The 21,102-nt window shown below is 61.5% G+C and carries 20 protein-coding genes; 9 read left to right on the top strand and 11 right to left on the bottom strand.

Going from position 1 to position 21,102, the window contains the following annotated elements; all coding sequences use genetic code 11:
• Window positions 1-50: 50 nt before the first annotated feature.
• Genes AB4N80_RS18055 through AB4N80_RS18035 form a run of 5 tightly spaced genes read right to left on the bottom strand, consistent with a single transcriptional unit; the run spans window position 51 to window position 4,709 of the window.
• Window positions 51-974 (bottom strand): tetratricopeptide repeat protein, encoded by a 924-nt coding sequence (locus tag AB4N80_RS18055; RefSeq protein ID WP_122565606.1) that lies wholly within the window; start codon window positions 972-974, stop codon window positions 51-53.
• Entirely contained in the window at window positions 974-1,459 is a 486-nt protein-coding gene (locus AB4N80_RS18050; RefSeq protein WP_122565607.1) for a hypothetical protein, read from the bottom strand. Before AB4N80_RS18050 ends, AB4N80_RS18055 begins: the two co-directional genes overlap by 1 nt.
• On the bottom strand, window positions 1,459-2,808 hold the full coding sequence (locus AB4N80_RS18045; RefSeq protein WP_460078118.1) for an AAA family ATPase: 1,350 nt from the start codon (window positions 2,806-2,808) through the stop codon (window positions 1,459-1,461). Before AB4N80_RS18045 ends, AB4N80_RS18050 begins: the two co-directional genes overlap by 1 nt.
• Window positions 2,809-2,847: 39 nt before the next feature.
• Window positions 2,848-3,822 carry a metallophosphoesterase gene (locus tag AB4N80_RS18040; protein ID WP_436278754.1) on the bottom strand — a complete coding sequence of 325 codons (975 nt, stop codon included), beginning with the start codon at window positions 3,820-3,822 and terminating at the stop codon, window positions 2,848-2,850.
• Window positions 3,819-4,709 carry an NAD(+) kinase gene (locus AB4N80_RS18035; protein ID WP_003180647.1) on the bottom strand — a complete coding sequence of 297 codons (891 nt, stop codon included), beginning with the start codon at window positions 4,707-4,709 and terminating at the stop codon, window positions 3,819-3,821. The genes AB4N80_RS18040 and AB4N80_RS18035 overlap by 4 nt, the downstream gene beginning before the upstream one ends.
• A gap of 105 nt (window positions 4,710-4,814) precedes the next feature.
• Between AB4N80_RS18035 and AB4N80_RS18030 the strand changes: the two genes are divergently transcribed.
• Complete coding sequence (locus tag AB4N80_RS18030) at window positions 4,815-5,780, top strand: DUF1853 family protein (protein WP_122565610.1); 966 nt, start codon at window positions 4,815-4,817, stop codon at window positions 5,778-5,780.
• 131 nt (window positions 5,781-5,911) lie between these two features.
• Here AB4N80_RS18030 and AB4N80_RS18025 read toward each other — a convergent pair whose 3' ends face one another.
• Both AB4N80_RS18025 and AB4N80_RS18020 read right to left on the bottom strand, forming a co-directional pair.
• On the bottom strand, window positions 5,912-7,195 hold the full coding sequence (locus AB4N80_RS18025; RefSeq protein ID WP_122565611.1) for an arsenic transporter: 1,284 nt from the start codon (window positions 7,193-7,195) through the stop codon (window positions 5,912-5,914).
• A gap of 318 nt (window positions 7,196-7,513) precedes the next feature.
• The gene (locus tag AB4N80_RS18020) at window positions 7,514-8,071 is read right to left on the bottom strand and encodes an NADPH-dependent FMN reductase (protein ID WP_122565613.1); all 558 of its coding nucleotides are present in this window, start codon (window positions 8,069-8,071) and stop codon (window positions 7,514-7,516) included.
• A gap of 185 nt (window positions 8,072-8,256) precedes the next feature.
• On the opposite strand from AB4N80_RS18020, the gene AB4N80_RS18015 reads away from it, so the two are divergent.
• Window positions 8,257-8,520 (top strand): hypothetical protein, encoded by a 264-nt coding sequence (locus AB4N80_RS18015; protein ID WP_122565614.1) that lies wholly within the window; start codon window positions 8,257-8,259, stop codon window positions 8,518-8,520.
• 86 nt (window positions 8,521-8,606) lie between these two features.
• Window positions 8,607-9,500 (top strand): LysR family transcriptional regulator, encoded by an 894-nt coding sequence (locus AB4N80_RS18010; protein WP_122565615.1) that lies wholly within the window; start codon window positions 8,607-8,609, stop codon window positions 9,498-9,500.
• On the opposite strand, the gene AB4N80_RS18005 is transcribed toward AB4N80_RS18010, so the two are convergent.
• The 4 genes from AB4N80_RS18005 to AB4N80_RS17990 form a co-directional block, all read right to left on the bottom strand.
• Window positions 9,466-10,080 (bottom strand): GNAT family N-acetyltransferase, encoded by a 615-nt coding sequence (locus tag AB4N80_RS18005; protein ID WP_122565616.1) that lies wholly within the window; start codon window positions 10,078-10,080, stop codon window positions 9,466-9,468. The two genes, AB4N80_RS18010 and AB4N80_RS18005, sit on opposite strands and share 35 nt — an antisense overlap.
• 260 nt (window positions 10,081-10,340) lie before the next feature.
• The gene (dnaQ, locus tag AB4N80_RS18000; RefSeq protein ID WP_122565617.1) at window positions 10,341-11,105 is read right to left on the bottom strand and encodes a DNA polymerase III subunit epsilon; all 765 of its coding nucleotides are present in this window, start codon (window positions 11,103-11,105) and stop codon (window positions 10,341-10,343) included.
• A 243-nt stretch (window positions 11,106-11,348) separates the two neighbouring features.
• Entirely contained in the window at window positions 11,349-11,801 is a 453-nt protein-coding gene (gene rnhA, locus AB4N80_RS17995) for a ribonuclease HI (RefSeq protein WP_122565618.1), read from the bottom strand.
• 88 nt (window positions 11,802-11,889) lie between these two features.
• The gene (locus tag AB4N80_RS17990) at window positions 11,890-12,648 is read right to left on the bottom strand and encodes a class I SAM-dependent methyltransferase (protein WP_053119806.1); all 759 of its coding nucleotides are present in this window, start codon (window positions 12,646-12,648) and stop codon (window positions 11,890-11,892) included.
• A 65-nt stretch (window positions 12,649-12,713) separates the two neighbouring features.
• Here AB4N80_RS17990 and gloB point away from each other — a divergent pair, with 65 nt between their 5' ends.
• The 6 genes from gloB (at window position 12,714) to AB4N80_RS17960 (ending at window position 21,102) form a co-directional block, all read left to right on the top strand.
• Entirely contained in the window at window positions 12,714-13,481 is a 768-nt protein-coding gene (gene gloB, locus AB4N80_RS17985; RefSeq protein WP_305467243.1) for a hydroxyacylglutathione hydrolase, read from the top strand.
• Window positions 13,482-13,580: 99 nt separating this feature from the next.
• Window positions 13,581-15,029 (top strand): transglycosylase SLT domain-containing protein, encoded by a 1,449-nt coding sequence (locus AB4N80_RS17980; RefSeq protein WP_305467244.1) that lies wholly within the window; start codon window positions 13,581-13,583, stop codon window positions 15,027-15,029.
• 291 nt (window positions 15,030-15,320) lie between these two features.
• On the top strand, window positions 15,321-17,153 hold the full coding sequence (locus AB4N80_RS17975) for an extracellular solute-binding protein (RefSeq protein ID WP_122565621.1): 1,833 nt from the start codon (window positions 15,321-15,323) through the stop codon (window positions 17,151-17,153).
• Window positions 17,150-19,003: an extracellular solute-binding protein gene (locus tag AB4N80_RS17970; protein ID WP_122565622.1), complete on the top strand. Its 1,854-nt coding sequence runs from the start codon at window positions 17,150-17,152 to the stop codon at window positions 19,001-19,003. The genes AB4N80_RS17975 and AB4N80_RS17970 overlap by 4 nt, the downstream gene beginning before the upstream one ends.
• 4 nt (window positions 19,004-19,007) lie before the next feature.
• On the top strand, window positions 19,008-20,081 hold the full coding sequence (locus AB4N80_RS17965; RefSeq protein WP_122565623.1) for a microcin C ABC transporter permease YejB: 1,074 nt from the start codon (window positions 19,008-19,010) through the stop codon (window positions 20,079-20,081).
• A 1-nt stretch (window position 20,082) separates the two neighbouring features.
• Window positions 20,083-21,102 carry an ABC transporter permease gene (locus AB4N80_RS17960; RefSeq protein WP_122565624.1) on the top strand — a complete coding sequence of 340 codons (1,020 nt, stop codon included), beginning with the start codon at window positions 20,083-20,085 and terminating at the stop codon, window positions 21,100-21,102.

Genomic DNA, 21,102 nt, shown 5'->3' with positions numbered 1-21,102 from the left:
GTGGGTTTCCAAGGCAAGGCACGACTGACAGCCGTGTGGCCACCCACTATTTAGAACTCTCTGGACAGCTTGACCTGGGCCAGCTCTTTTTCCAGGGAGCGCCTGAATATCTGTGGCGCGGCAAAGGTGTACACGGCAAACCCCAGCCATAGCCAATCAATCACCTGGGCCACCTGCGGATAGCCCTGGGCCGTCAGGGTGATGACCACTACCCGATAGACCACGAACATGAGCAACAGCACCACGATGGCGCGACTGGCGCTGCGCTCGCTCATCCAACTGTTGAATCGCCACCATGCTCCTAAAAACAGACTGCTGCGGGCCTTGACGGCAGTCAGCAAGTGCAGCGCGGCCCGGTCATTGGCGTTTTCCTGCAAGGCCCAGATGGCGTGCTCACGCGCGCCCTCGACGTCACCTTCGCGCAACAACAGATGTCCAAGCACCACCACGGCCCCGGTATGCCCCGGTTCGGACTGCAAGGCCTGGCGGGCAAACTGATGCGCCTGCCCCCAGTTGCCGCTGGCACGATAAAACTGGGCCATGGCCACCAGGTTGGACGCATCGTCGGGGCCCAGCTCCAGGGCTTTTTCCAACGGCTCGCGGCTTTGCTCCAGGCGGCCGGTCAATTGGTACAGATCGGCCAGCGTGCGGTAATTGACCGGATTGAGCGGTTCCATGTCCAGCAATTGGGTCAAGTGTTCCTGGGCCAGTTTGAACTTGCGCAGGGCAATGGCAACCTGGGCGGCAGCGTAATGGGCAATCGGCAATTGTGCATCGGCCGCCAGCGCCAACTGCACCTCGCGCCTGGCGGCATGCACACGGCGCATATTGATCAGGCAGACCGCCAGCAACGCATGGGCTTCGGCCGAACCCGGATCGCTCGCCAGCAATTGGCGCAGCGCGTCGATGGCACCGTCGTAATGGTCGGCTTGCAAGCGTTGATACGCCAGTTGCAGCAGATAATCGGTATTCATCAGCTCACCACCAGATACCAGAGAGTGGCAGGCACCCACTTGATGACCATGCCCTTGAGCACAAACGCGCCAACCAGCACGACAGGCAAGCCAAAGCGGTTCAGCACGCCACCGTAGTACTGGTAGATCTCGATGGTCGCGTTTTGCTGCATGAACAGCAGGTAGCCGATGGCAAGTTTCCACACCACCAGGGTCAACAAGGCGTATTGGATCTGTGCCTGGCTCTGGATGTAACCGGCGCCCACCAGTTGCAATAGCACCGCGCCGATGACCAGGCTGCCCACCAGGCAAAGGCCGGCCAGCAGCCACTCACGTACGCGGGTCGGGCTGCCCACCGCGATGGCGTTGAAGACAAACCACGGCAAGCCAAGCCAGGCGCCCCCCAGCATCAGCCCCAGCAGCGGCCAAAAAGGCGAGACGGCCCACTTGGCCAGGGCGCCGGGACGCGGTTCGTCTTCAATGCGATAACCACCGTACTGCGCCATCAATGACCCTTCCCATGTTTGTCGAGGAAGGCCAGCACCTCGTCGTACTGGTTGCCTTCATTGGCATAACGCGCGTAATTGCGCGCCGTGGTCAGCCATTCCAGGGTGGTTGCCCGCACTTCCTTGAGGGCGTGCTTGAAATGCCGATCGCAGATCGGTTGTTCGCTCGCGTCGCTGATGGACTCTTCGATCGCTTCGTCAGCGGCGGTTTCCACCAGCTCACCCAGGTCCGCGCCGGAAAAGCCCGACGTGTTTTTCGCCAGGAAGGCAAAGTCGATATCCTCGGCCATCGGACGGCCTGCCATCATCAACTTGAGCATGGCTTCCCGGGCCGGCCGGTCGGGCGGCGGCACGAACAACACCCGGTCGAAACGCCCCGGGCGCCTGAAAGCCGAGTCCACCGACCAAGGCACGTTGGTTGCCGCGAGGATCAGTACGCCGTGGTTGTCCTTGGTAAAACCGTCCATCTCGGACAAAAACTGGCTGACCAGCTTCGAAGACGTCGAATCCCGGGTATTGGAACGTTTGCCACCCAAGGCCTCGACTTCATCGAAAAACATCACTGCCGGAGCCTGGGCACGAGCCTGCTCGAACAGCGCGTGCAACTTGCGTTCGGATTCGCCGATGTACATGTCCAGGACATCGGAAATAGCCACGTTGAAGAATGTCGCCTTGCACTCCCCGGCCGTGGCCCGGGCCAGCATGGTCTTGCCACATCCCGGAGGCCCGTAGAGCAACACGCCGCCACCGACCCGCTTGCGAAAGCGCTGGAACAGGCCGGGCTTCTGGTAAGGCAGGATGATTTTCTTGTGAATGGTTTTCTTCAGCTCGTCCAGGCCGCCAATGTCATCGAAGGACAGGACTTCCTTTTCCGGCACCAACAGGCGACGGACCTCGGTCTGGTCGGTGTTGTCATTGGAGATCACGCGCAAGCGCGGACGCCCTTGTGCTGCGGAAAAGTCAGTCACGGATACGTTCAATCGACGCCATAGCGCCATGTCTTCAAGGGCCGGGTTGGCATCCACCGCGGCGCGGTACTCCACCTGGGCCTCCTTCATCCGCTCCAGGGCCGCGAAGGCGCGCGCCCTGAGCATCCGCGCGGCAGGCTCGTCGCCTTCAATCAGGCCAAGCGCCCGTTGCGCCTGGCCCGCGGCGATACATAACCCGGCAGCGGCCATTTTCAAAGCCTGGGCATCGCTCCATTGCTCAAGATCGGCAGGCAGCAACTCAAGCCCGCGCTCGTACTCGCCGCGCTCGACACTGGCGTTGAGCAACAGTGTCAGCAGCGCGACGTTACCGGGCGCAGCAAGGAGCGCGGCCTCCAGTTGGTCGAACGTCGAATCATCCATGGCACTTCCTCAAACAATGCGTTCGCGTGACAGACAGTCTCATTGCACCACCTCCGGCCGCTCGACATCGACCCAGACGAACTTGTGCGGATCCAGGTGGGTTTCCTGGTCGAGGCGATAGGCGACCAGCTTGCCGTAGAGCACCGCGCTGTAATCCAGGCAGGCCAGGTTCGGGCGGATCGGCGCGGGTTTGCCGCTGCGCCAATAGTGACCGACGAACAACAGCGGCTCATCGACGCCATAGCGCAGCAGGTTGTTTTTTTCATCCGGCGACAGCGGCGTTCGGGCCACCGGCTCCGGCAAGGCGTCTGGCTGGAACACGATGTCGCCGTAGGTCTGCGGGTTGTCTTCCCAGAACTTGGTGCGGAAAAACGAACGGGTCAGGCCATCGCCACCGGTCAGCGTCAGGCCATGGGGCAGGCGCATGTCCGTGCCACGCAGCAAGCGATCGAACACCGTGCAGGCAAAACTGCCCGGTTGCGCCGAGGCCTGGAGGAAATGCTCGTCGACGCAACCGTCCGGGAACAGGCCGCGCAGCGGTTCGATCAGGCCCGCATCCCAACAGGCATGCACCACCCGGAAATGGCCGGCGTCGACAAACAACGGCAGCTCATAGAACCATTTGAGAAAGTCATGCCAGTCACCGGGATGTTGCTCGAATTGGGTCAGGGTCTCGTTGAGCAGTCGGGCATGGCGCGGCGTGTGTTCGCGCACGTAGCGCTGGCCGCTGCCCGGCAATGCCGGTGTACTCCAGCCCAGGGCGTTGAACTCGTGGTTGCCCATGATGCACAGCGCCTGGCCGGCCACGACCATGTCGTGGACGATGTGCAGCGCCTCGCGAATCCGCGGGCCACGGTCGATGATGTCCCCCAGGAACACGGCCATGCGCGACGGATGCCGCCAGACCCCGCCCTGCTTTTGGTAACCGAGTCGGTCCAGCAGGTGTTCCAGGGTCAGGGCGCATCCGTGCACGTCACCGATCAAATCGTAACTGCGCGCAGGATCGAGCATCAGTCGCCTCCACCCCCCAACCGACTGCCCCAGCCGAGCTTGGTCCGGCAGACTTCATAATAATTGTGATCCAGCGGATGGATCAGGCGCAGCTTCTGCGCTTTTTTGCTGACGGTGATGGTGTCACCTGGCGCGCAGGTGAAATGGTTCTGGCCGTCACAGGACACTTGCGGGTAGATCTGCATATCCTTGGACACGACGATTTTCAGCTCACTGTTGCCATCGACCACAATCGGTCGCCCAGACAAGGTATGGGGGTACATGGGCACAATCACAATAGCGTCGAGCTTGGGATGCATGATCGGCCCGCCGGCCGACAGCGCATAGGCGGTGGAACCGGTGGGGGTGGCGACGATTAGGCCGTCGGCTTTCTGGCTGCAGACAAACTGACCGTCGATGTACAACTCGAATTCGATCATGCGCGTGGACTTGCCGGGGTGCAGCACGACGTCATTGAGGGCATCGCCCTGGCCGATGGCTTCGGCGTGACGACGGACCTCGGCTTGCAGCAGGAAACGGTTCTCCACCAGGTAGTGGCCGTCCAGCACCTCTGCGACCTTGATCTCTAGCTCGTCAGGGCGGATGTCGGTGAGGAACCCCAGGCTGCCGCGGTTGATCCCCAGCACCGGGATATTGTGCCGCGCCAGGGCCCGAGCGGCGCCCAGCAGGCTGCCGTCGCCGCCGACCACGATGACCATGTCACAGACTTCGCCGAGCATCTTGCGCGACGACGTCTGCAGGCCATGGCCCGGCAGTACTTCGGCGATGGTATCTTCGAGGATCACATGCAGGTGCCGCTCCAGGAGGAAACGTTTGAGACGGCGAACGGTGTCCAGCACCTGCGAACTGCCCAGGCGACCGATGATGCCGATATTGCGAAATTGCTCCATGAGGCTCCTGCGAAGGTCTGCGGCGGGCGAAAAACACGATTATGGGCGAAAGCGCGCCGTAGACAAAATCCTTTAAGCCTTCAGCGCAACGGCTATGCTCGCAAGATGATCCTGTTCCCTGAATTGCTGGACCTGCCCCGACGCCTGCACCATCCCGAAGTGCGCGACCTCGCGTGGGCGATCATCGCCCCGCCGATGCTCATCGACACGCCCTGGCCCCAGCGCCACCCCCTGGCCGGCAGTGATTGGGTACAGGAGCCTGGGCAACTGGAACACTGGCTGCGGCAACTGGACCGCGACAGCTACCCATTGCTGCACTGCCTGTCCCAAGGACGAACGCGACGCCTGGGCCTGTATTACGAAAGGCTGTGGCAGTTTGCCGCGCAGCACGCCCCGGGCATCGAATTGATCGCCGCGAACCTGCCGATCCGACGCGAAGGCCATACCCTGGGCGAACTGGACCTGTTGCTGCGCGATCGCGACGGCATCCACCACCTGGAACTGGCCATCAAGTTGTACCTCGGGCCCCAGCACGGAAACGGGTTGGACGCCGCGCAATGGCTGGGCCCGGGTTGCCATGACCGGCTCGACCGCAAGCTAGCGCATCTGCGCGAGCACCAACTGCCGATCTCGGCCCGCCCTGAAAGCCGCGAGGCCCTGGCGGCACTGGGGATCGAGCCCTCGGGGCTCGAACTGTTTCGCTCCGAGCTCTGGTTGGGCGGGTATCTACTGTACCCCTGGCCGGGCCAGGCCGAGCCACCGGCCGGCGCCCACCCAAGGCATTTGCGCGGTCGCTGGTTGCATCAACGGGACTGGCCGGCGTTCATCACCCAACGTCCGCCGGGCCGCTGGCAACCCCTGCCCCGCGCCGCCTGGCTGGCCCCGGCGCATTATCCAGCCGAGCAGACCTGGAGCACCGCGCAACTAGACGCCTGGCGAATGGCCCTGGACCCCATGGCGCCGGCACAGTTGATGGTGCGCCTGAGCGAAAATGCCGAGGGCAAGTGGGAAGAAGCCGAGCGGGTGTTCCTGGTGGCGGATCTTTGGCCGAATGTGCCGGGTAATGGCTGAGCCTTGTGCTGCCTGCCAGGACCTCATCGCGAGCAAGCTCGCTCCCACAGTGGATTTGTGTTGCTTGCAGCATTGATGATCTGCACATAACCCTGTGGGAGCGAGCTTGCTCGCGATGAAGCCAACTCGGTCTAAAAGGACAACCGCAAAGCCAGCGCCGCCAACGTCACCAGCAACACCGGCACCGTCAGCACGATCCCGACCTTGAAGTAGTACCCCCAGCCGATCTGGATGTTCTTGCGCGCCAGCACATGCAACCACAGCAAGGTCGCCAGGCTGCCAATCGGGGTGATTTTCGGGCCCAGGTCGCTGCCGATGACGTTGGCGTAGATCATCGCCTCCTTCACCACTCCGGTAGCCTGGCTGGCGTCGATGGACAAGGCGCCGATCAGCACCGTTGGCAAATTGTTCATGACCGACGAGAGCAGCGCCGTCAGCACACCGGTGCCCATGGCCGCACCCCACACGCCATATTCGGCGAAACCGTCGAGCCACTGGGCCAGGTAACCGGTCAGCCCGGCGTTGCGCAAGCCATAGACCACCAAGTACATACCGAGGGAGAAAATCACGATCTGCCAGGGCGCTTCCTTCATCGCCTTGCGGGTGGAAATCTTGTGACCATAGGCCGCAACAGCCAACAGCAACGCAGCACACACCGCCGAAATCGCACTGATGGGAATCCCCAGCGGCTCCAGGGCAAAGCAGCCCAGCAGCAGGATCACCAGCACCACCCAACCGGCATAAAACGTTGCCTTGTCGTGGATCGCCGTCGCCGGGTCATCCAGTTGATCGGGGTCATAGTCCCGCGGGATGTCGCGACGAAAGAACCACAGCAAGATCGCCAGGCTGGCCGCCACGCTGACCAGGTTCACCGGCACCATGACCGCCGCATAGCGGTTGAAACCAATGCCGAAGAAGTCCGCCGAGACGATGTTCACCAAGTTCGACACCACCAGCGGCAAGCTCGCGGTGTCGGCAATGAAGCCGGCCCCCATCACGAACGCAAGGGTCGCCGCCGGGGAAAACCGCAACGCCAGCAGCATCGAAATCACGATGGGGGTCAGGATCAACGCCGCCCCGTCATTGGCAAACAACGCCGACACCAGCGCCCCCAGCAGCACCATGAACGCAAACAGCTTGCGTCCGCTGCCCTTGCCCCAACGGGCCACATGCAGGGCCGCCCAGGCGAAGAACCCCGCCTCGTCCAACAGCAGGCTGATGATGATCAGCGCGACAAATGTACCGGTGGCGTTCCAGATGATCTGCCAGACCAGCGCAATGTCACCGACCTGCACCACCCCGCTCAACAAAGCCAGCAGCGCGCCCAGCGTCGCACTCCAGCCAACGCCCAACCCCTTGGGCTGCCAGATCACCAACGTAATGGTCAGCAGGAAAATCAACGACGCGATCAACATGCGCAACAGCCTTGAAAAGATTGAAAAGAGGAAATCAGCAGCAACGTGTGAGCGGAAAATCAGCCATGGCGTTCAACCTGAAGGCATCGACGCGATTGCGGATTCGCACATGACGAAGGACGGCTGGTGGAGCGAAGGGGCGAATATAGGGAAGTTTCGAATATCCAGTAAAGCGCGGATTGAATGGCCGATGCAGGTGCATTTGTGGCGAGGGAGCTTGCTCCCGCCCGGTTGCACAGCGACCGCCAAAAGGGGCCTGCTTCGCAGCCCAGCGGGAGCAAGCTCCCTCGCCACAGGGTTTACCTGGAATCTCGGGTATCAAACCTTCTTGTGCTGCTCAACCCACTTGCCATAAGCGTCGATGAATTTCTGCAGGAACGGCCGTACCGACTCCGACAGGTTGCCCGCCTCGTCAAACGCCGTCCCGGCGCCGCTCAGGTAGGCTTCTGGCTGCTGCATGCAGGGAACGTCAAGGAACACTAGCGATTGGCGCAGATGATGATTGGCACCGAACCCACCAATGGCGCCCGGCGAAGCACTGATCACCGCACCCGGTTTGCCGCTCAGGCAACTCTGGCCGTAGGGACGCGAGCCCACATCAATGGCATTTTTCAACGGTGCCGGCACCGAACGGTTGTACTCCGGCGTGACGAACAACAAGGCGTCGGCCGCGCCCACCTGCTGACGGAAAGTGCTGTAGGCTGCCGGAGGGGAAACATCGATGTCTTCGTTGTAGAGCGGCAACTCGCCGATCTCGATGATATTCAGCTTGAGGTTGGCTGGCGCCAGGTCAGCCAGTGCCAGCGCGACCTTGCGGTTGATCGATGCCTTGCGCAGGCTGCCCACCAAAACGGCCACTGTGTAGACATTACTCATGAGAGGCTTCTCGACTGTCGGCTCAAAGGAGCCTGTAGTTATAGATGATCGGGGTGACAATTGGACCAGCGGAGCGACAAAAATCGGCCGGCTGGACTATTTTTTTCATGTAGGAAAACTTACCGCGCTTGACCAAGGTCTACAGAACCGCAAATCGAGTGATTTATTTCCAGAGGTTCTAAGCAATGGCAGCAGTACTTGTCGGACAATTTCATGCGCGGGACGCCGAAGGTCGCGTCTATTCGGTGCATGAGTTCCAGGAATCGACCCCGTCGCCCGACGGAAACGGCAAGGAGCCTGTCACTACCTATAAATTGGCTATCGGTGATCGAGTCAGCAAACTCGACGACGACAAATTTATTCTGGTGCAATCTCAAATCGAATTGACGCGCGAACCGGAAACGCCACTGCCAACTCAGACGCCCACTGAAACGCAAATAGCTTCATAACCGTTGGTTATGAGCAGAAGTCATGCCCGGACTTGGGTTAGGATTCAGCCACTCAATGGCTCACCCGCCGAACATGGACTTCTTGCATGCGTTTACGCCACATCGAAGTGATTCAGGCGCTGCTGCAGACCGGCCACCTCGGCACGGCGGCCGAATGGCTGCAACTGCCGGTGGCGGAGGTCGAGGCGATCCTGCGCGATGCCGAGGCCCAGTTGGGCTTCATGCTGTTTGCCAGCGTGCGCGGGCGCTTGCAGGCCACCCGGGAAACCCTTGAATTGCGCGACGGCATCACGCGGGTGTACGACACCCTTGAACCGGTACAGCGCCTGGCCAGCAGCCTGAAACATCATCAGGCAACGCCCTTGCGCATTATCTGCACCCCACCGCTGGCCCAGCAGTTGCTACCCCAGAGCATCGCCGCCTTGCGTCGGCGCCATCCGGATGTACCGTGCACCCTGCTCAGTCGACCGACCCGGGACATCGTCCACAGCCTACTGTTGCGCGAAAGCGACCTGGGCCTGAGCCTGCACGACCCCGAACACCCCGACATCCATTGCCAGATGATCGCCCAAGGCAAACTGCAATTGCTCGCGCCCCACGGCTGGCTGCAACCCCGGCAAAAATACATTTCGCTTCAGGACCTGGCGGGCCAGCCGTTGGTGGGTCTGGATGGCCATGACCCGCTAAGCCCTGCGTTCGAGCATAAACTGGCGGCGCTGCGTCCCGCGCCCATGATCCAGATCCGCGTTCAGACCCACCAGATGATGCGCGCCATGGTCGAGGCCGGCGAAGGCCTTGCCATTGTCGACCCTTTCACCGCCTCGGGCGCCAAGGGCGGGGGCCTGGACGTCTGCCCGGTATCGCCCGCCATCGCGATTGGCCTCTATGCCTTGAGCCTCAACGGCGCGCCTTCCTCGCCCGCCCTTCAATCGCTGCTGGAACGGGTCACGGAACAAGCCGAGGCGTTGCTGAGCCACTGATCGACATACCGAGCGGGTCGTCGAATAGCCGGTACCAGAACAGCGCGACTTCGGCGGTATGCCGGTCAATGCCGCGATAGCGCAGGTGATCGATACCGCCGAGCACGTAACCACAACGCTCGTAGAGCCGGCAGGCGCCCAGATTGTTGTTCTGGGTCTCAAGCATGATGCCCGGCAGCTTTTTCTTGCGGCTCCAGAACTGGGCGACATCGAGCAACGCCTTGGCCACCCCGTGGCGACGGGCCGGGGCGTGCACCGCCAACTCGTCGATGTGGGCATAGCCGTTCCAGTTGGTACTGACCACCAGATGCCCTACGGGCTGGTCATCAAGATAGGCCATGAAGATCTCGCTGTCTGGAGCATCGCGAAAGCTGCTGAACTCCTCGGGGTCGATGCCATAGCACTTGCGATAGGGAACAATGGGCGTCACCGGCCACTGGCTGACGGGACGGCCGATCTGCGCCGTCGCGTAGTCGCTGACTTCAAAACTGAAATCACTGCCCCAGATATAGGCGGCAAAGCCATCATCGACGATGCGCACCGACAGTCCGGGGTACTTGGGATTCATGACCGGTTGCATACTGGGGAAGGTCCTCATTCCTTGAAGCAACCAACGGCGTGGTGCCATCCATTGCCCTTGTCTTTCAAATCTTCACACATCAAGCGGGATCCGTAGCCTGCCCGTTACCTCAGGTTAGAAGGTCGTGGCGATTGTGGCGAGAAATGAACGATGGATAACTCTGTGGGAGCGAGCTTGCTCGCGATGGCGGCGGCACATTTGATCATGATGCAAGCTGAACCACCGCTATCGCGAGCAAGCTCGCTCCCACAAGGAAGGGTTCATCCGTGCGAAGCGGCCTGCGACTCGGCCAGTTGTGTCCACAATGCCGGAGCACCCGCGGACTTGGCGATGGCTTCCAGACGCGCGGCATGTTCGGCCAGGTCGCTTTCGCTGGCGCGGATGATCCGCGAGGGCTGGCGGTCGACGGGCAAACGGCGGATTTCCGTGGCCTGGTTGCCGGAGCCTTCGCCGGTACCGTTGCCGTCCGAGGCGTTGCCGGCCAGGGACAGGCTGGTCTGGCCGCCGGTCATGGTCAGGTAGACGTCGGCCAGGATCTCGGAGTCGAGCAAGGCGCCGTGCAGTTCACGGCCGGAGTTGTCGACGCCGTAGCGCTTGCACAAGGCGTCGAGGCTGTTGCGCTGCCCCGGATGTCTTTCCCGGGCCATCATCAGGGTATCGAGGATGGTGCAATGCTGGGTGATGTCGGCCCGGTCGTGTTGCCCCATCAACGCGAATTCGTTGTTGATGAACCCCACGTCGAACGCCGCGTTGTGGATGATCAACTGCGCGCCCTGGATGAATTCGAAGAACTCATCGGCCACTTCGGCAAAACGCGGCTTGCCTACCAGGAATTCGTTGGTAATGCCGTGGACGCCGATAGCGCCCTCGTCACTTTCGCGGTCCGGTTGCAGGTAAACGTGGAAATGGCGACCGGTCAGGCGCCGGCCGATCAGCTCGACACAACCGATTTCAATAATCCGGTGACCATCGGTCACCGGCATGCCGGTGGTTTCGGTATCCAGTACTACAGATCTGTTGGCCATCAGTGTTCAGCTCTCAACGGGCAGTCTTGCAAAAGCGCGGATCTTAACACGCTCTTGTGGCAAGGGGATTTACCTGGGAGCCAGGCGCGTGGAAGCAAGTGATGAGCGAGAGCAAACACTGTGGGAGCAAAGCTTGCTCGCGATGAAGATCATGCGGTCTTTCAGGAAAACCGGGGCGCCTGTGTCGCGAGCAAGCTTTGCTCCCACATAAGCGCCTCGCCACAGGAGGTACATCCGGCTGAATCAAGCCTGCTTGTAGCCCCGCACCTCATCCACCCCACGATTGGCCAACTGGTCGGCCCGTTCGTTGCCATGGTGGCCGATGTGGCCGCGCACCCATTTCCAGGTGACGTTGTGGCGATTGACCTGCTCATCCAGCAGCATCCACAGGTCGGCGTTTTTCACCGGTTCCTTCGCCGCCGTCTTCCAGCCGCGCTTCTTCCAGTTGGCCATCCACTCGTTGATGCCTTTCATCACGTACTGCGAGTCGGTCACCAGCAGCACATCGCAAGACCGCTTGAGCTCTTCCAGGCCACGGATGGCCCCCATCAGCTCCATGCGATTGTTGGTGGTATTGGCTTCGCCGCCCCAGAGTTCCTTCTCCACGCCCTTGCACACCAGCAACGCGCCCCAGCCACCCGGGCCGGGGTTGCCCTTGCAGGCGCCATCAGTGAAGAGTTCTACGCTATCGCTCATGCCAATCTATCCAGAAAAAATGCAAAGGCCCGCCCATCGGGCCCGACACATCCACAGCCCAATGCCGACAAGAACCCTCAGAAAAAGGTTACGGCTCGATGTGACGGCGATTGACCTTGGCCATCGGCAAGGGAATCAGCTTGCCCATCGGCTCGCGTCGCGCCTGTCGCACCGGGCGCAGCCCGACCGCGATCTTGCGCGCCACCAGCAGGTAGAAACCACCGCCGGACAGCTGCCAGTCGCCGGCCTTGCGCTCCCAGCCGGCCAGGCGAGCCTGCCACTTGGGTGACGCAAGCGGCGGACGATAGCACCCGAAGCGGCGTTTCTCCAGCGCGAAGCCCAGCAGGTTGAGCCAGTCGCCAACCCTCGATGCCGAGATGCAGCGGGCCTGTCGCAGGGCGTCGTGGGCAAACACATGCCGTAATCCCCAGGTGCTCCAGGGGTTGATCCCGATGATCAACAGATGCCCGCCGGGGCGCACGCTGCTGGCGGCTTCGCGCAACAAACCGTGGGGCGACAGGCAGAAATCCAGGCCGTGCTGCATGACCACCACGTCGGCGGCATGCTCGCTCAGCGGCCAGGCCTGCTCCTCGCAGACGATTTCCACCCCAGGCAACGGCGCGCCCAGGCGTACGTTGCGCTGGACCTGCGGCGCCGACGGCGGCGTTTGCGCCGAAGGCCCGTAGTGCACCAGGTAACCGCCAAAGAACCGGCCCAACTCGTCTTCGAGCATGCGCCGTTCTTCTTCCAGCAAAAATTGCCCGACAGGGCCGGACAGCCATTCACGGGCGGCGCTGATCAACGCCAGCCAGTCAGGATCAGCCTGAGCGAACGCTTCATCGGTCATTGCATTCTCCAACGCGTCAGGAAGTTCTAAGATGCGCCTTTGTTTTCCGCTTGGCGAATTCCGCGATGATACAGATCAGTGCCCTGCCCGCGTTCACCGATAACTACATCTGGTTGTTACAGGATCACTCCACCCAGCGCTGCGCCGTGGTCGACCCGGGTGATGCCGCCCCCGTGCAGGCCTGGCTCGACGCCCATCCGGACTGGGTCCTGAGCGACATCCTGATCACCCACCATCACCATGATCATGTCGGCGGCGTCCAGGCGCTGAAGAATGCGACGAACGCCACCGTTTACGGCCCCGCCAGCGAAAACATCCCGGCGCGGGACCAGGCCCTGAATGACAACGACCAAATCAGCGTGCTCGGCTGGGACTTCGATGTCTACGCGGTTCCGGGCCATACGCTGGGGCACATTGCCTACTACCACCATGGCTTGCTCTTCTGCGGCGACACCCTGTTCGCCGCCGGTTGCGGCCGGCTCTTCGAAGGCACGCCTGCGCAGATGCACCATTCCCTGGGTCGCCTCGCCGCGTTGCCTGAAGATACGCTGGTCTACTGCACCCATGAATATACCCTCAGCAACCTGAAGTTCGCGGTCGCCGTGGAGCCAGGCAATCCGGACATTGCCGCCCGCCTGGAAAAAGTCAGCCGCCAACGCAGCGAAGGCATCATGACACTGCCCTCGACCCTGGCCCTGGAAAAACTCACCAATCCGTTCCTGCGCACCGCTGAAACATCCGTTAAACAAAAAGCAGACGAACGGAACGGCCAGCGAAACCAGACGCCGAGTGAGGTTTTTGCGGCCTTGAGGGCTTGGAAAGATACGTTCTAAGGCAGCTATCGATTGATACAAAAATTCTGAAAGGTTGACCTGTTGGGGTGCGCTTCCTAGAATCGGCCGACATTTTTGCCCGGAACTTACTTCCAGCCAATGTCGTCATCTATATGCAGGTCCGTCCAGTCAGACACATTGACCCGCTTGGCTCAAGCCATCGCGGTGGCTGTGTCCGCCACCTTGGCGGGCTGCCAGAGCACGAGCCAGCTGCCGCAGACCGACGCGGTGCACACCCCGAATATCGCCGCTCGCGCCAAACAGAAGCCGGTATGGCTCACCGAGAAACCCAGCCCCCAAGTGCCCCAGGACGTCTGGGAACGCATGCGACAGGGCTTCCAGCTTCAGGAAACGGCCGGCGTCAACCCGCGTATCGAACAACAGCGCCTGTGGTTCGCCAGCAACCCGTCCTTTCTGGAAAACGCCGGTGAGCGCGGCAGCCTGTACATCCATTACATCGTCGAACGTCTTGAAGAACGCAACATGCCGCTGGAACTGGCGCTGCTGCCGGTGATCGAGAGTGCCTACAACCCCATGGCCTATTCCCGGGCCAACGCGGTGGGGCTGTGGCAATTCATCCCGTCCACGGGGCGTTACTTCAATCTGCGCCAGACCCGCTTCTATGACGGGCGACGCGATATCACCGCCTCCACCACGGCCGCCATGGACTACCTGACGCGCCTGCATGACATGTTCAACGGCGACTGGTTGCTGGCACTGGCGGCCTACAACGCCGGTGAAGGCACGGTTAGCCGCGCCATCGAGCGCAACGAGAAGCTGGGCCTGCCCACCGACTACTGGAACCTGCCGCTGCCCAGCGAGACCCAGGCCTATGTGCCGAAGCTGCTGGCGCTGTCCCAAGTGGTGCTCGCGCCCGACGCCTATGGGGTGAACCTCAACCCGATCGCCAACGAACCCTACTTCCAGGTCGTCGAGATCAACCAGCGCATGGACCTGTCCAAGGTCGCGGCGGTGGCCAACATCGACGAAGACGAGCTGTTCCAGCTCAACCCGGCTTTCAAGCAGCGCACCACTATCGACGGCCCCCAGCACCTGCTGGTGCCGACGTCCAAGGCTCAGTTGCTGACCGCCAGCCTGTCGACCATGCGCCCGGAAGAGCTGATCAGCCAGCGCGCGCTCAAACCGGTCTTTGAAAACGTCGACGACAGCGAAGTGGAAGGTGCCAGGCGCACCTACCGCGTCAAGCGCGGCGACAACCTGGCCCAGATCGCCAAGGCCAACAAGGTCCAGACCAAGGACCTGCAGCGCTGGAACAAACTCAGCGGCCACAAGCTCAAGGTCGGCCAGACCCTGGTGATGCAGGACACCAAGCCCACAAAGAGCACCGGCAAGCGCATCAGCACCGTGGTGGCCGCCAACAGCAAGAACCAGAAGAAGCAGACCCAGTACAAGGTCAAACAGGGCGATTCGTTGTATGTCGTCGCCAAGCGCTTCAACGTGGAAATGCAGCACCTCAAGCGCTGGAACCCGCGGATGGGCAAGGCACTCAAGCCTGGGCAGATGCTGACGGTCTACTCCCCGCACTAAGGTGACCGGGGAGCTTTGTGTGGTGAGGGGTTCATCTGTGGGAGCAAGGCTTGCCCGCGATGGCCACACTGCGGCTTAACAGTTGAACCGCGATATCGTTCATCGCGGGCAAGCCTTGCTCCCACAGGTCAAGCTCCCACAAAGAGGATAAATCCCCTCACCAAAGGTTCTGCGCTCGGCCGGTATCCACTTAGCCGACTGTCCCCCTCTAAACCCCGCCTTTTTCCTGCCGATACAAGCTGTTACTGTACAGGCCATAAAAGCCCAAGCCGCCTGGATCGAATCTCAGACTTGATACGTCCCCTCCTCCTGCTCCTGATCAGCCTGGCCTTGAGCGCTCCCGCCAGCGCAACCATCAGCGAAAGCCATGGCTATGCGCAGTTCGGCACGCTCAAGTATCCGGCCAGGTTCACCCACTTCGATTGGGTCAACCCGCAAGCGCCCAAGGGCGGAGTCTTGCGGGTCATGGCATTCGGCACCTTCGATACGCTCAATCCCTACACTTTCAAGGGCAGCAGCCCGGTTTCCACGCCGAACTTCCTTCAGTACGGCATCAATGAGCTGAACGAACCGCTGATGGTCGGCACTGGCCAGTACGCACCGTCCGGTGATGAACCGACGTCGAGCTATGGCCTGATCGCCCAATCAGTGGAATACAGCGAAGACCGCAGCTGGGTGGTGTTCAACCTGCGCCCCGAGGCGCGGTTCCACGATGGCGTGCCCATCACTGCCTATGACGTGGCGTTCTCCTACCGGACGCTGCTCAAGGACGGCCACCCGCAATACCGCACCAACCTGCAGGAAGTGTTGCGAGTCGACATCCTCAACCCGCTGAAAATCCGCTTTGTCTTCAAGCGCGCGGGCAATCCCTTGCTGATCCTGCGCCTGGGTGAGCTGCCGGTGTTGCCCCAGCATTACTGGAAAGGCCGCGACTTCAAGGCAACGACCTTCGAACCGCCCCTGGGCAGCGGGCCATATCGCATCACCAAAGTGCAGCCAGGCCGCCAACTGGTGTTCGAACGGGTCAAGGACTACTGGGGCAAGGACCTGCCGGTCAATCGCGGCAAGTACAACTACGACCGCATGGACGTGGAATTCTACCGTGACAGCGAAGTCGCCTTCGAAGCCTTCAAGGCCGGCGAGTTCGACATCTACATCGAACACCAGGCCAAGAACTGGGCCAACGGCTATCAATTCCCGGCGGTCAACCGGGGCGATGTGATCAAGGCGCAGATACCCCACCAGATTCCGACCCAGACCCAAGGCCTGTTCATGAACACCCGGCGCGCCACGTTCGCCGAGGTCAAGGTGCGCGAAGCCCTGGGGCTGATGTTCGATTTCGAGTGGACCAACCGCACCCTGTTCAGCGGCGCCTACAAGCGCACCCTCAGCTATTACCCCAACAGCGAATTCTCCGCCACCGGCCTGCCGGTGGGCCATGAATGGCTGCTGCTCAAGCCGTACCGGGATCAATTGCCGCCCAAACTGCTCACCGAACCCTTCAGCTTGCCCAAGACCGACGGGCGCGGCATTCCCCGGGAAACCCTGCGCAAGGCATTGGGGCTCTTGAAGGAAGCCGGCTGGAACCTCAACGGCCAACGCCTGCTAAATGCCGAGCACCAGCCCCTGAGCTTCGAAATCCTGCTGGTGAACCCGAACCTGGAGCGTATCCTGCAACCCTACGTCGAAAACCTCGCCAGCATCGGCGTCCAAGCCCGGCTGCGCACGGTGGACCGCGCCCAATACAAGCAGCGCCTGGACCAGTTCGACTTCGACATGATCCTGCTGACCCTGGGCCAGACCCTCAGCCCGGGCCTCGAGCAATGGCAGTACTTCCACTCCAGCCAAGTTGGGATCAAGGGCAGCAAGAACTACGCCGGGATCGCCAATCCGGTGGTCGACCATTTGCTGGAAAAACTGCTCGCCGCCCAGACCCGCGACGAACAGGTCGCCGCCGGCAAGGCCCTGGATCGCGTACTACTGTGGCAGCATTACTGCATTCCCAACTGGTATCTCAATTATCATCGCCTGGCGTACCGCAACCGGTTCGCCTTCGTCACCACGCCGCCCTACACCCTGGGTCTGAGCGCCTGGTGGCTGAAATCTTCGGAGAAAGATCAATGAAGCCTCTACGCGCCCTGCTCCTGCAGGCCAGCTGCCTGCTATTCGCCGGACTGGCCTGCGCCGCGCCGCAACATGCCGTGACCTTGTACAACGAGCCGCCGAAATACCCGGCCAACTTCAAGCATTTCGACTATGTCAACCCGGACGCGCCCAAGGGCGGTATCTTCCGCCAGGGCGGCTTTGGGGGGTTCGACAGCCTCAACCCGTTCATCAGCAAAGGTGTGCCGGCCGATGACATCGGCCTGATCTACGACACCCTGGCCAAGCAGGGCCTGGACGAACCCTTCACCGAATATGGCCTGATCGCCGAAAAAATCGAGAAAGCTCCGGACAATGGCTGGGTGCGTTTCTACCTGCGCCCCGAAGCCCGTTTCAACGACGGCCATCCGGTACGCGCCGAAGACGTGGTCTTCAGCTTCCAGACCCTGACCAAGGACGGCGCACCGATGTTCCGCGGCTATTACAACGACGTTGCCGACGTCATCGCCGAAGACCCGCTCAAGGTGCTGTTCAAGTTCAAGCACACCAATAACCGCGAACTGCCGTTGATCCTCGGCCAATTGCCGGTCTTGCCAAAGCACTGGTGGGCCGAGCGCGACTTCAACAAGGGTAACTTGGAGATCCCCCTGGGCAGCGGCCCCTACAAAGTCGCCGAAGTGAAGGCCGGTCGCTCGATCCGCTATGAGCGGGTGAAGGACTACTGGGGCAAGGATTTGCCGGTCAATCGCGGTTTCTACAACTTCGACGTGCTGGTCACCGACTACTACCGCGACAACACCGTCGCGGTCGAGGCATTGAAAGCCGGGCAGTTCGATTACTGGCTGGAAATGACCGCCAAGAACTGGGCCAACGCCTACAACATCCCGGCCGTGACCGAAGGCCGGCTGATCAAGGAGCAGATCCCCAACGGCAACCCCACCGGCATGCAGGGCTTTGTCTACAACCTGCGCCGGCCGGTCTTCCAGGATGTTCGGGTGCGCAAGGCCTTGAGCCTGCTGCTGGATTTCGAGTGGACCAACAAACAACTGTTCAACGGTGCCTATGCCCGCACCCGCAGCTATTTCGAGAATTCGGAAATGGCCGCCACCGGCCTGCCCGGCGAAGACGAACTGAAGATTCTCGAGCCCTTGCGCGGCAAGATTCCCGAGCAGGTCTTCAGCGAAGCCTTCCAACCTTCGGTGTGCGACGGCAGCGGCATGATTCGCGACCAGCAGCGCAAGGCCTATCAACTGCTGCAAGAAGCCGGCTGGCGCATCGTCGACGACAAGATGGTCGACGCCCAAGGTAAACCGGTGGTGCTGGAGTTTTTGCTGGCCCAGACCGAGTTCGAGCGGATATTGCTACCCTTCAAACGCAACCTGAGCGACCTGGGCATCGACCTGGTGATCCGCCGGGTGGACGTGTCCCAGTACATCAATCGCGTACGCTCCCGGGACTTCGACCTAGTGGTGGGCAGCTTCCCGCAATCCAGCTCGCCGGGTAACGAACAGCGCGAATTCTGGATGTCCGCCGCCGCCGACAAGCCTGGCAGCCGCAACACCATGGGCCTGAAGGACCCGGCCGTGGACCAACTGGTGGAGCAACTGATCAACGCCGACTCGCGCAAGAGCCTGGTGGCCCATGCCCGGGCATTGGATCGGGTCCTGCAATGGGGCTACTACGTGATTCCCAACTGGCACATCAAGACCTGGCGCGTGGCCTACTGGAACCACATCGGCCATCCGAAAATCACGCCCACCTATGACATCGGCACCACCACCTGGTGGGTCAAGCCGGAGGTCAAGCCGGCCGATGAAGTAGAGAAGCAGGTCATCGAGCAGCAAATCGCCGCCCCTGCGAGCGTGGAGTAACGAAATGCTGGCTTACATTTTTCGGCGACTGCTGCTGATCATCCCGACCCTGTTCGGCATTCTGTTGATCAACTTCGTTATCATCCAGGCCGCGCCCGGCGGGCCGGTGGAACAGATGATCGCCAAGCTCGAGGGCTTCGAGGGCGCCACCAGCCGTATTGCCGGCGGCGGCGCCGAAGTGTCGGTGGCCGGTTCCTCCTACCGCGGGGCCCAGGGCCTGGACCCGGCGCTGGTCAAGGAAATCGAGCACATGTACGGCTTCGACAAGTCAGCCCCCGAACGCCTGTGGATCATGATCAAGAACTACGCCCACCTGGACTTCGGCGACAGTTTCTTCCGCGATGCCAAGGTCATCGACCTGATCAAGGAAAAGATGCCGGTGTCCATCTCCCTCGGGCTGTGGAGCACCCTGATCATGTACCTGGTGTCGATCCCGCTGGGGATCGCCAAGGCCACGCGCCACGGCAGCCATTTCGATGTGTGGACCAGTTCGGCAATCATCGTCGGCTACGCGATCCCGTCGTTCCTGTTTGCCATCCTGCTGATCGTGGTGTTTGCCGGCGGCAGCTATTTCGACTGGTTCCCGTTGCGCGGATTGACCTCCAACAACTTCGACGAATTGAGCATGGGCGGCAAGATCCTCGATTACTTCTGGCACCTGGCCTTGCCCGTGACCGCCCTGGTGATCGGTAACTTCGCCACCATGACCCTGCTGACCAAGAACAGCTTCCTCGACGAAATCAACAAGCAATACGTGGTCACCGCCAAGGCCAAGGGCCTGACTCGCCATCGGGTGCTCTACGGCCATGTCTTCCGCAACGCCATGCTGCTGGTGATCGCCGGTTTCCCGTCGGCGTTCATCGGGATCTTCTTCACCGGCTCCCTGCTGGTGGAAGTGATCTTCTCCCTCGACGGCCTGGGCCTGATGAGTTTCGAAGCGGCCATCAACCGCGATTACCCAGTGGTGTTTGGCACCCTGTTCATCTTCACCTTGCTGGGGCTGGTGGTGAAACTGATCGGCGATTTGACCTACACCTTTGTCGATCCGCGCATCGACTTCGAAAGCCGGGAGCATTGAGATGAACCTGTCCCCTCTCAATCGTCGTCGCTTCGAACTGTTCAAGGCCAACAAGCGTGGCTGGTGGTCGCTGTGGCTGTTCCTGATTCTGTTCGGGCTGAGCCTGGGCGCCGAGTTGATCGCCAACGACAAGCCGCTGGTGGTGCATTACGACGACGGCTGGTACTTCCCGGCCCTCAAGCGCTACCCGGAAACCACGTTCGGCGGCGAATTCCCCCTGGAAGCCAACTACAAGAGCCCGTACATCCGTGAACTGCTGGCGGCCAAGGACGCCTGGGTGCTGTGGGCACCGATTCCGTTCAGCTACCAGAGCATCAACTACGACCTGAAGGTCCCGGCACCGGCACCGCCTTCTTCCATCAATTGGCTGGGCACCGACGACCAGGGCCGCGATGTCCTGGCCCGGGTCATCTACGGCTTTCGCATCTCGGTACTGTTCGCCCTGACGCTGACGCTGCTCAGCTCGATCATCGGCGTGATCGCCGGTGCGCTGCAGGGTTTCTATGGCGGCTGGGTGGACCTGGCCGGCCAACGCTTCCTGGAGATCTGGTCGGGGCTGCCGGTGCTGTACCTGCTGATCATCCTGGCCAGCTTCGTGCAGCCCAACTTCTGGTGGCTGCTGGGCATCATGCTGCTGTTTTCCTGGATGAGCCTGGTGGACGTGGTCCGCGCCGAGTTCCTGCGTGGGCGCAACCTGGAATACGTGCGCGCCGCGCGGGCGCTGGGCATGCAGAACGGCGCGATCATGTTCCGCCACATCCTGCCCAACGCCATGGTCTCGACCATGACGTTCATGCCGTTCATCCTCACCGGCGCCATCGGCACCCTCACCGCCCTGGATTTCCTCGGCTTTGGCCTGCCGCCGGGCGCCCCGTCCCTGGGCGAGCTGGTGGCCCAAGGCAAATCCAACCTCCAGGCGCCGTGGCTGGGCATCAGCGCGTTCGCCGTGCTGGCCCTGATGCTGAGCCTGCTGGTGTTCATCGGCGAGTCCGCTCGCGATGCCTTCGATCCGAGGAAGTGA

This window comes from Pseudomonas sp. H3_A02, from assembly GCF_054671965.1.
The sequence above is the reverse complement of the archived record's forward strand: the minus strand, read 5'-3'. Positions and strand labels throughout refer to the sequence as shown.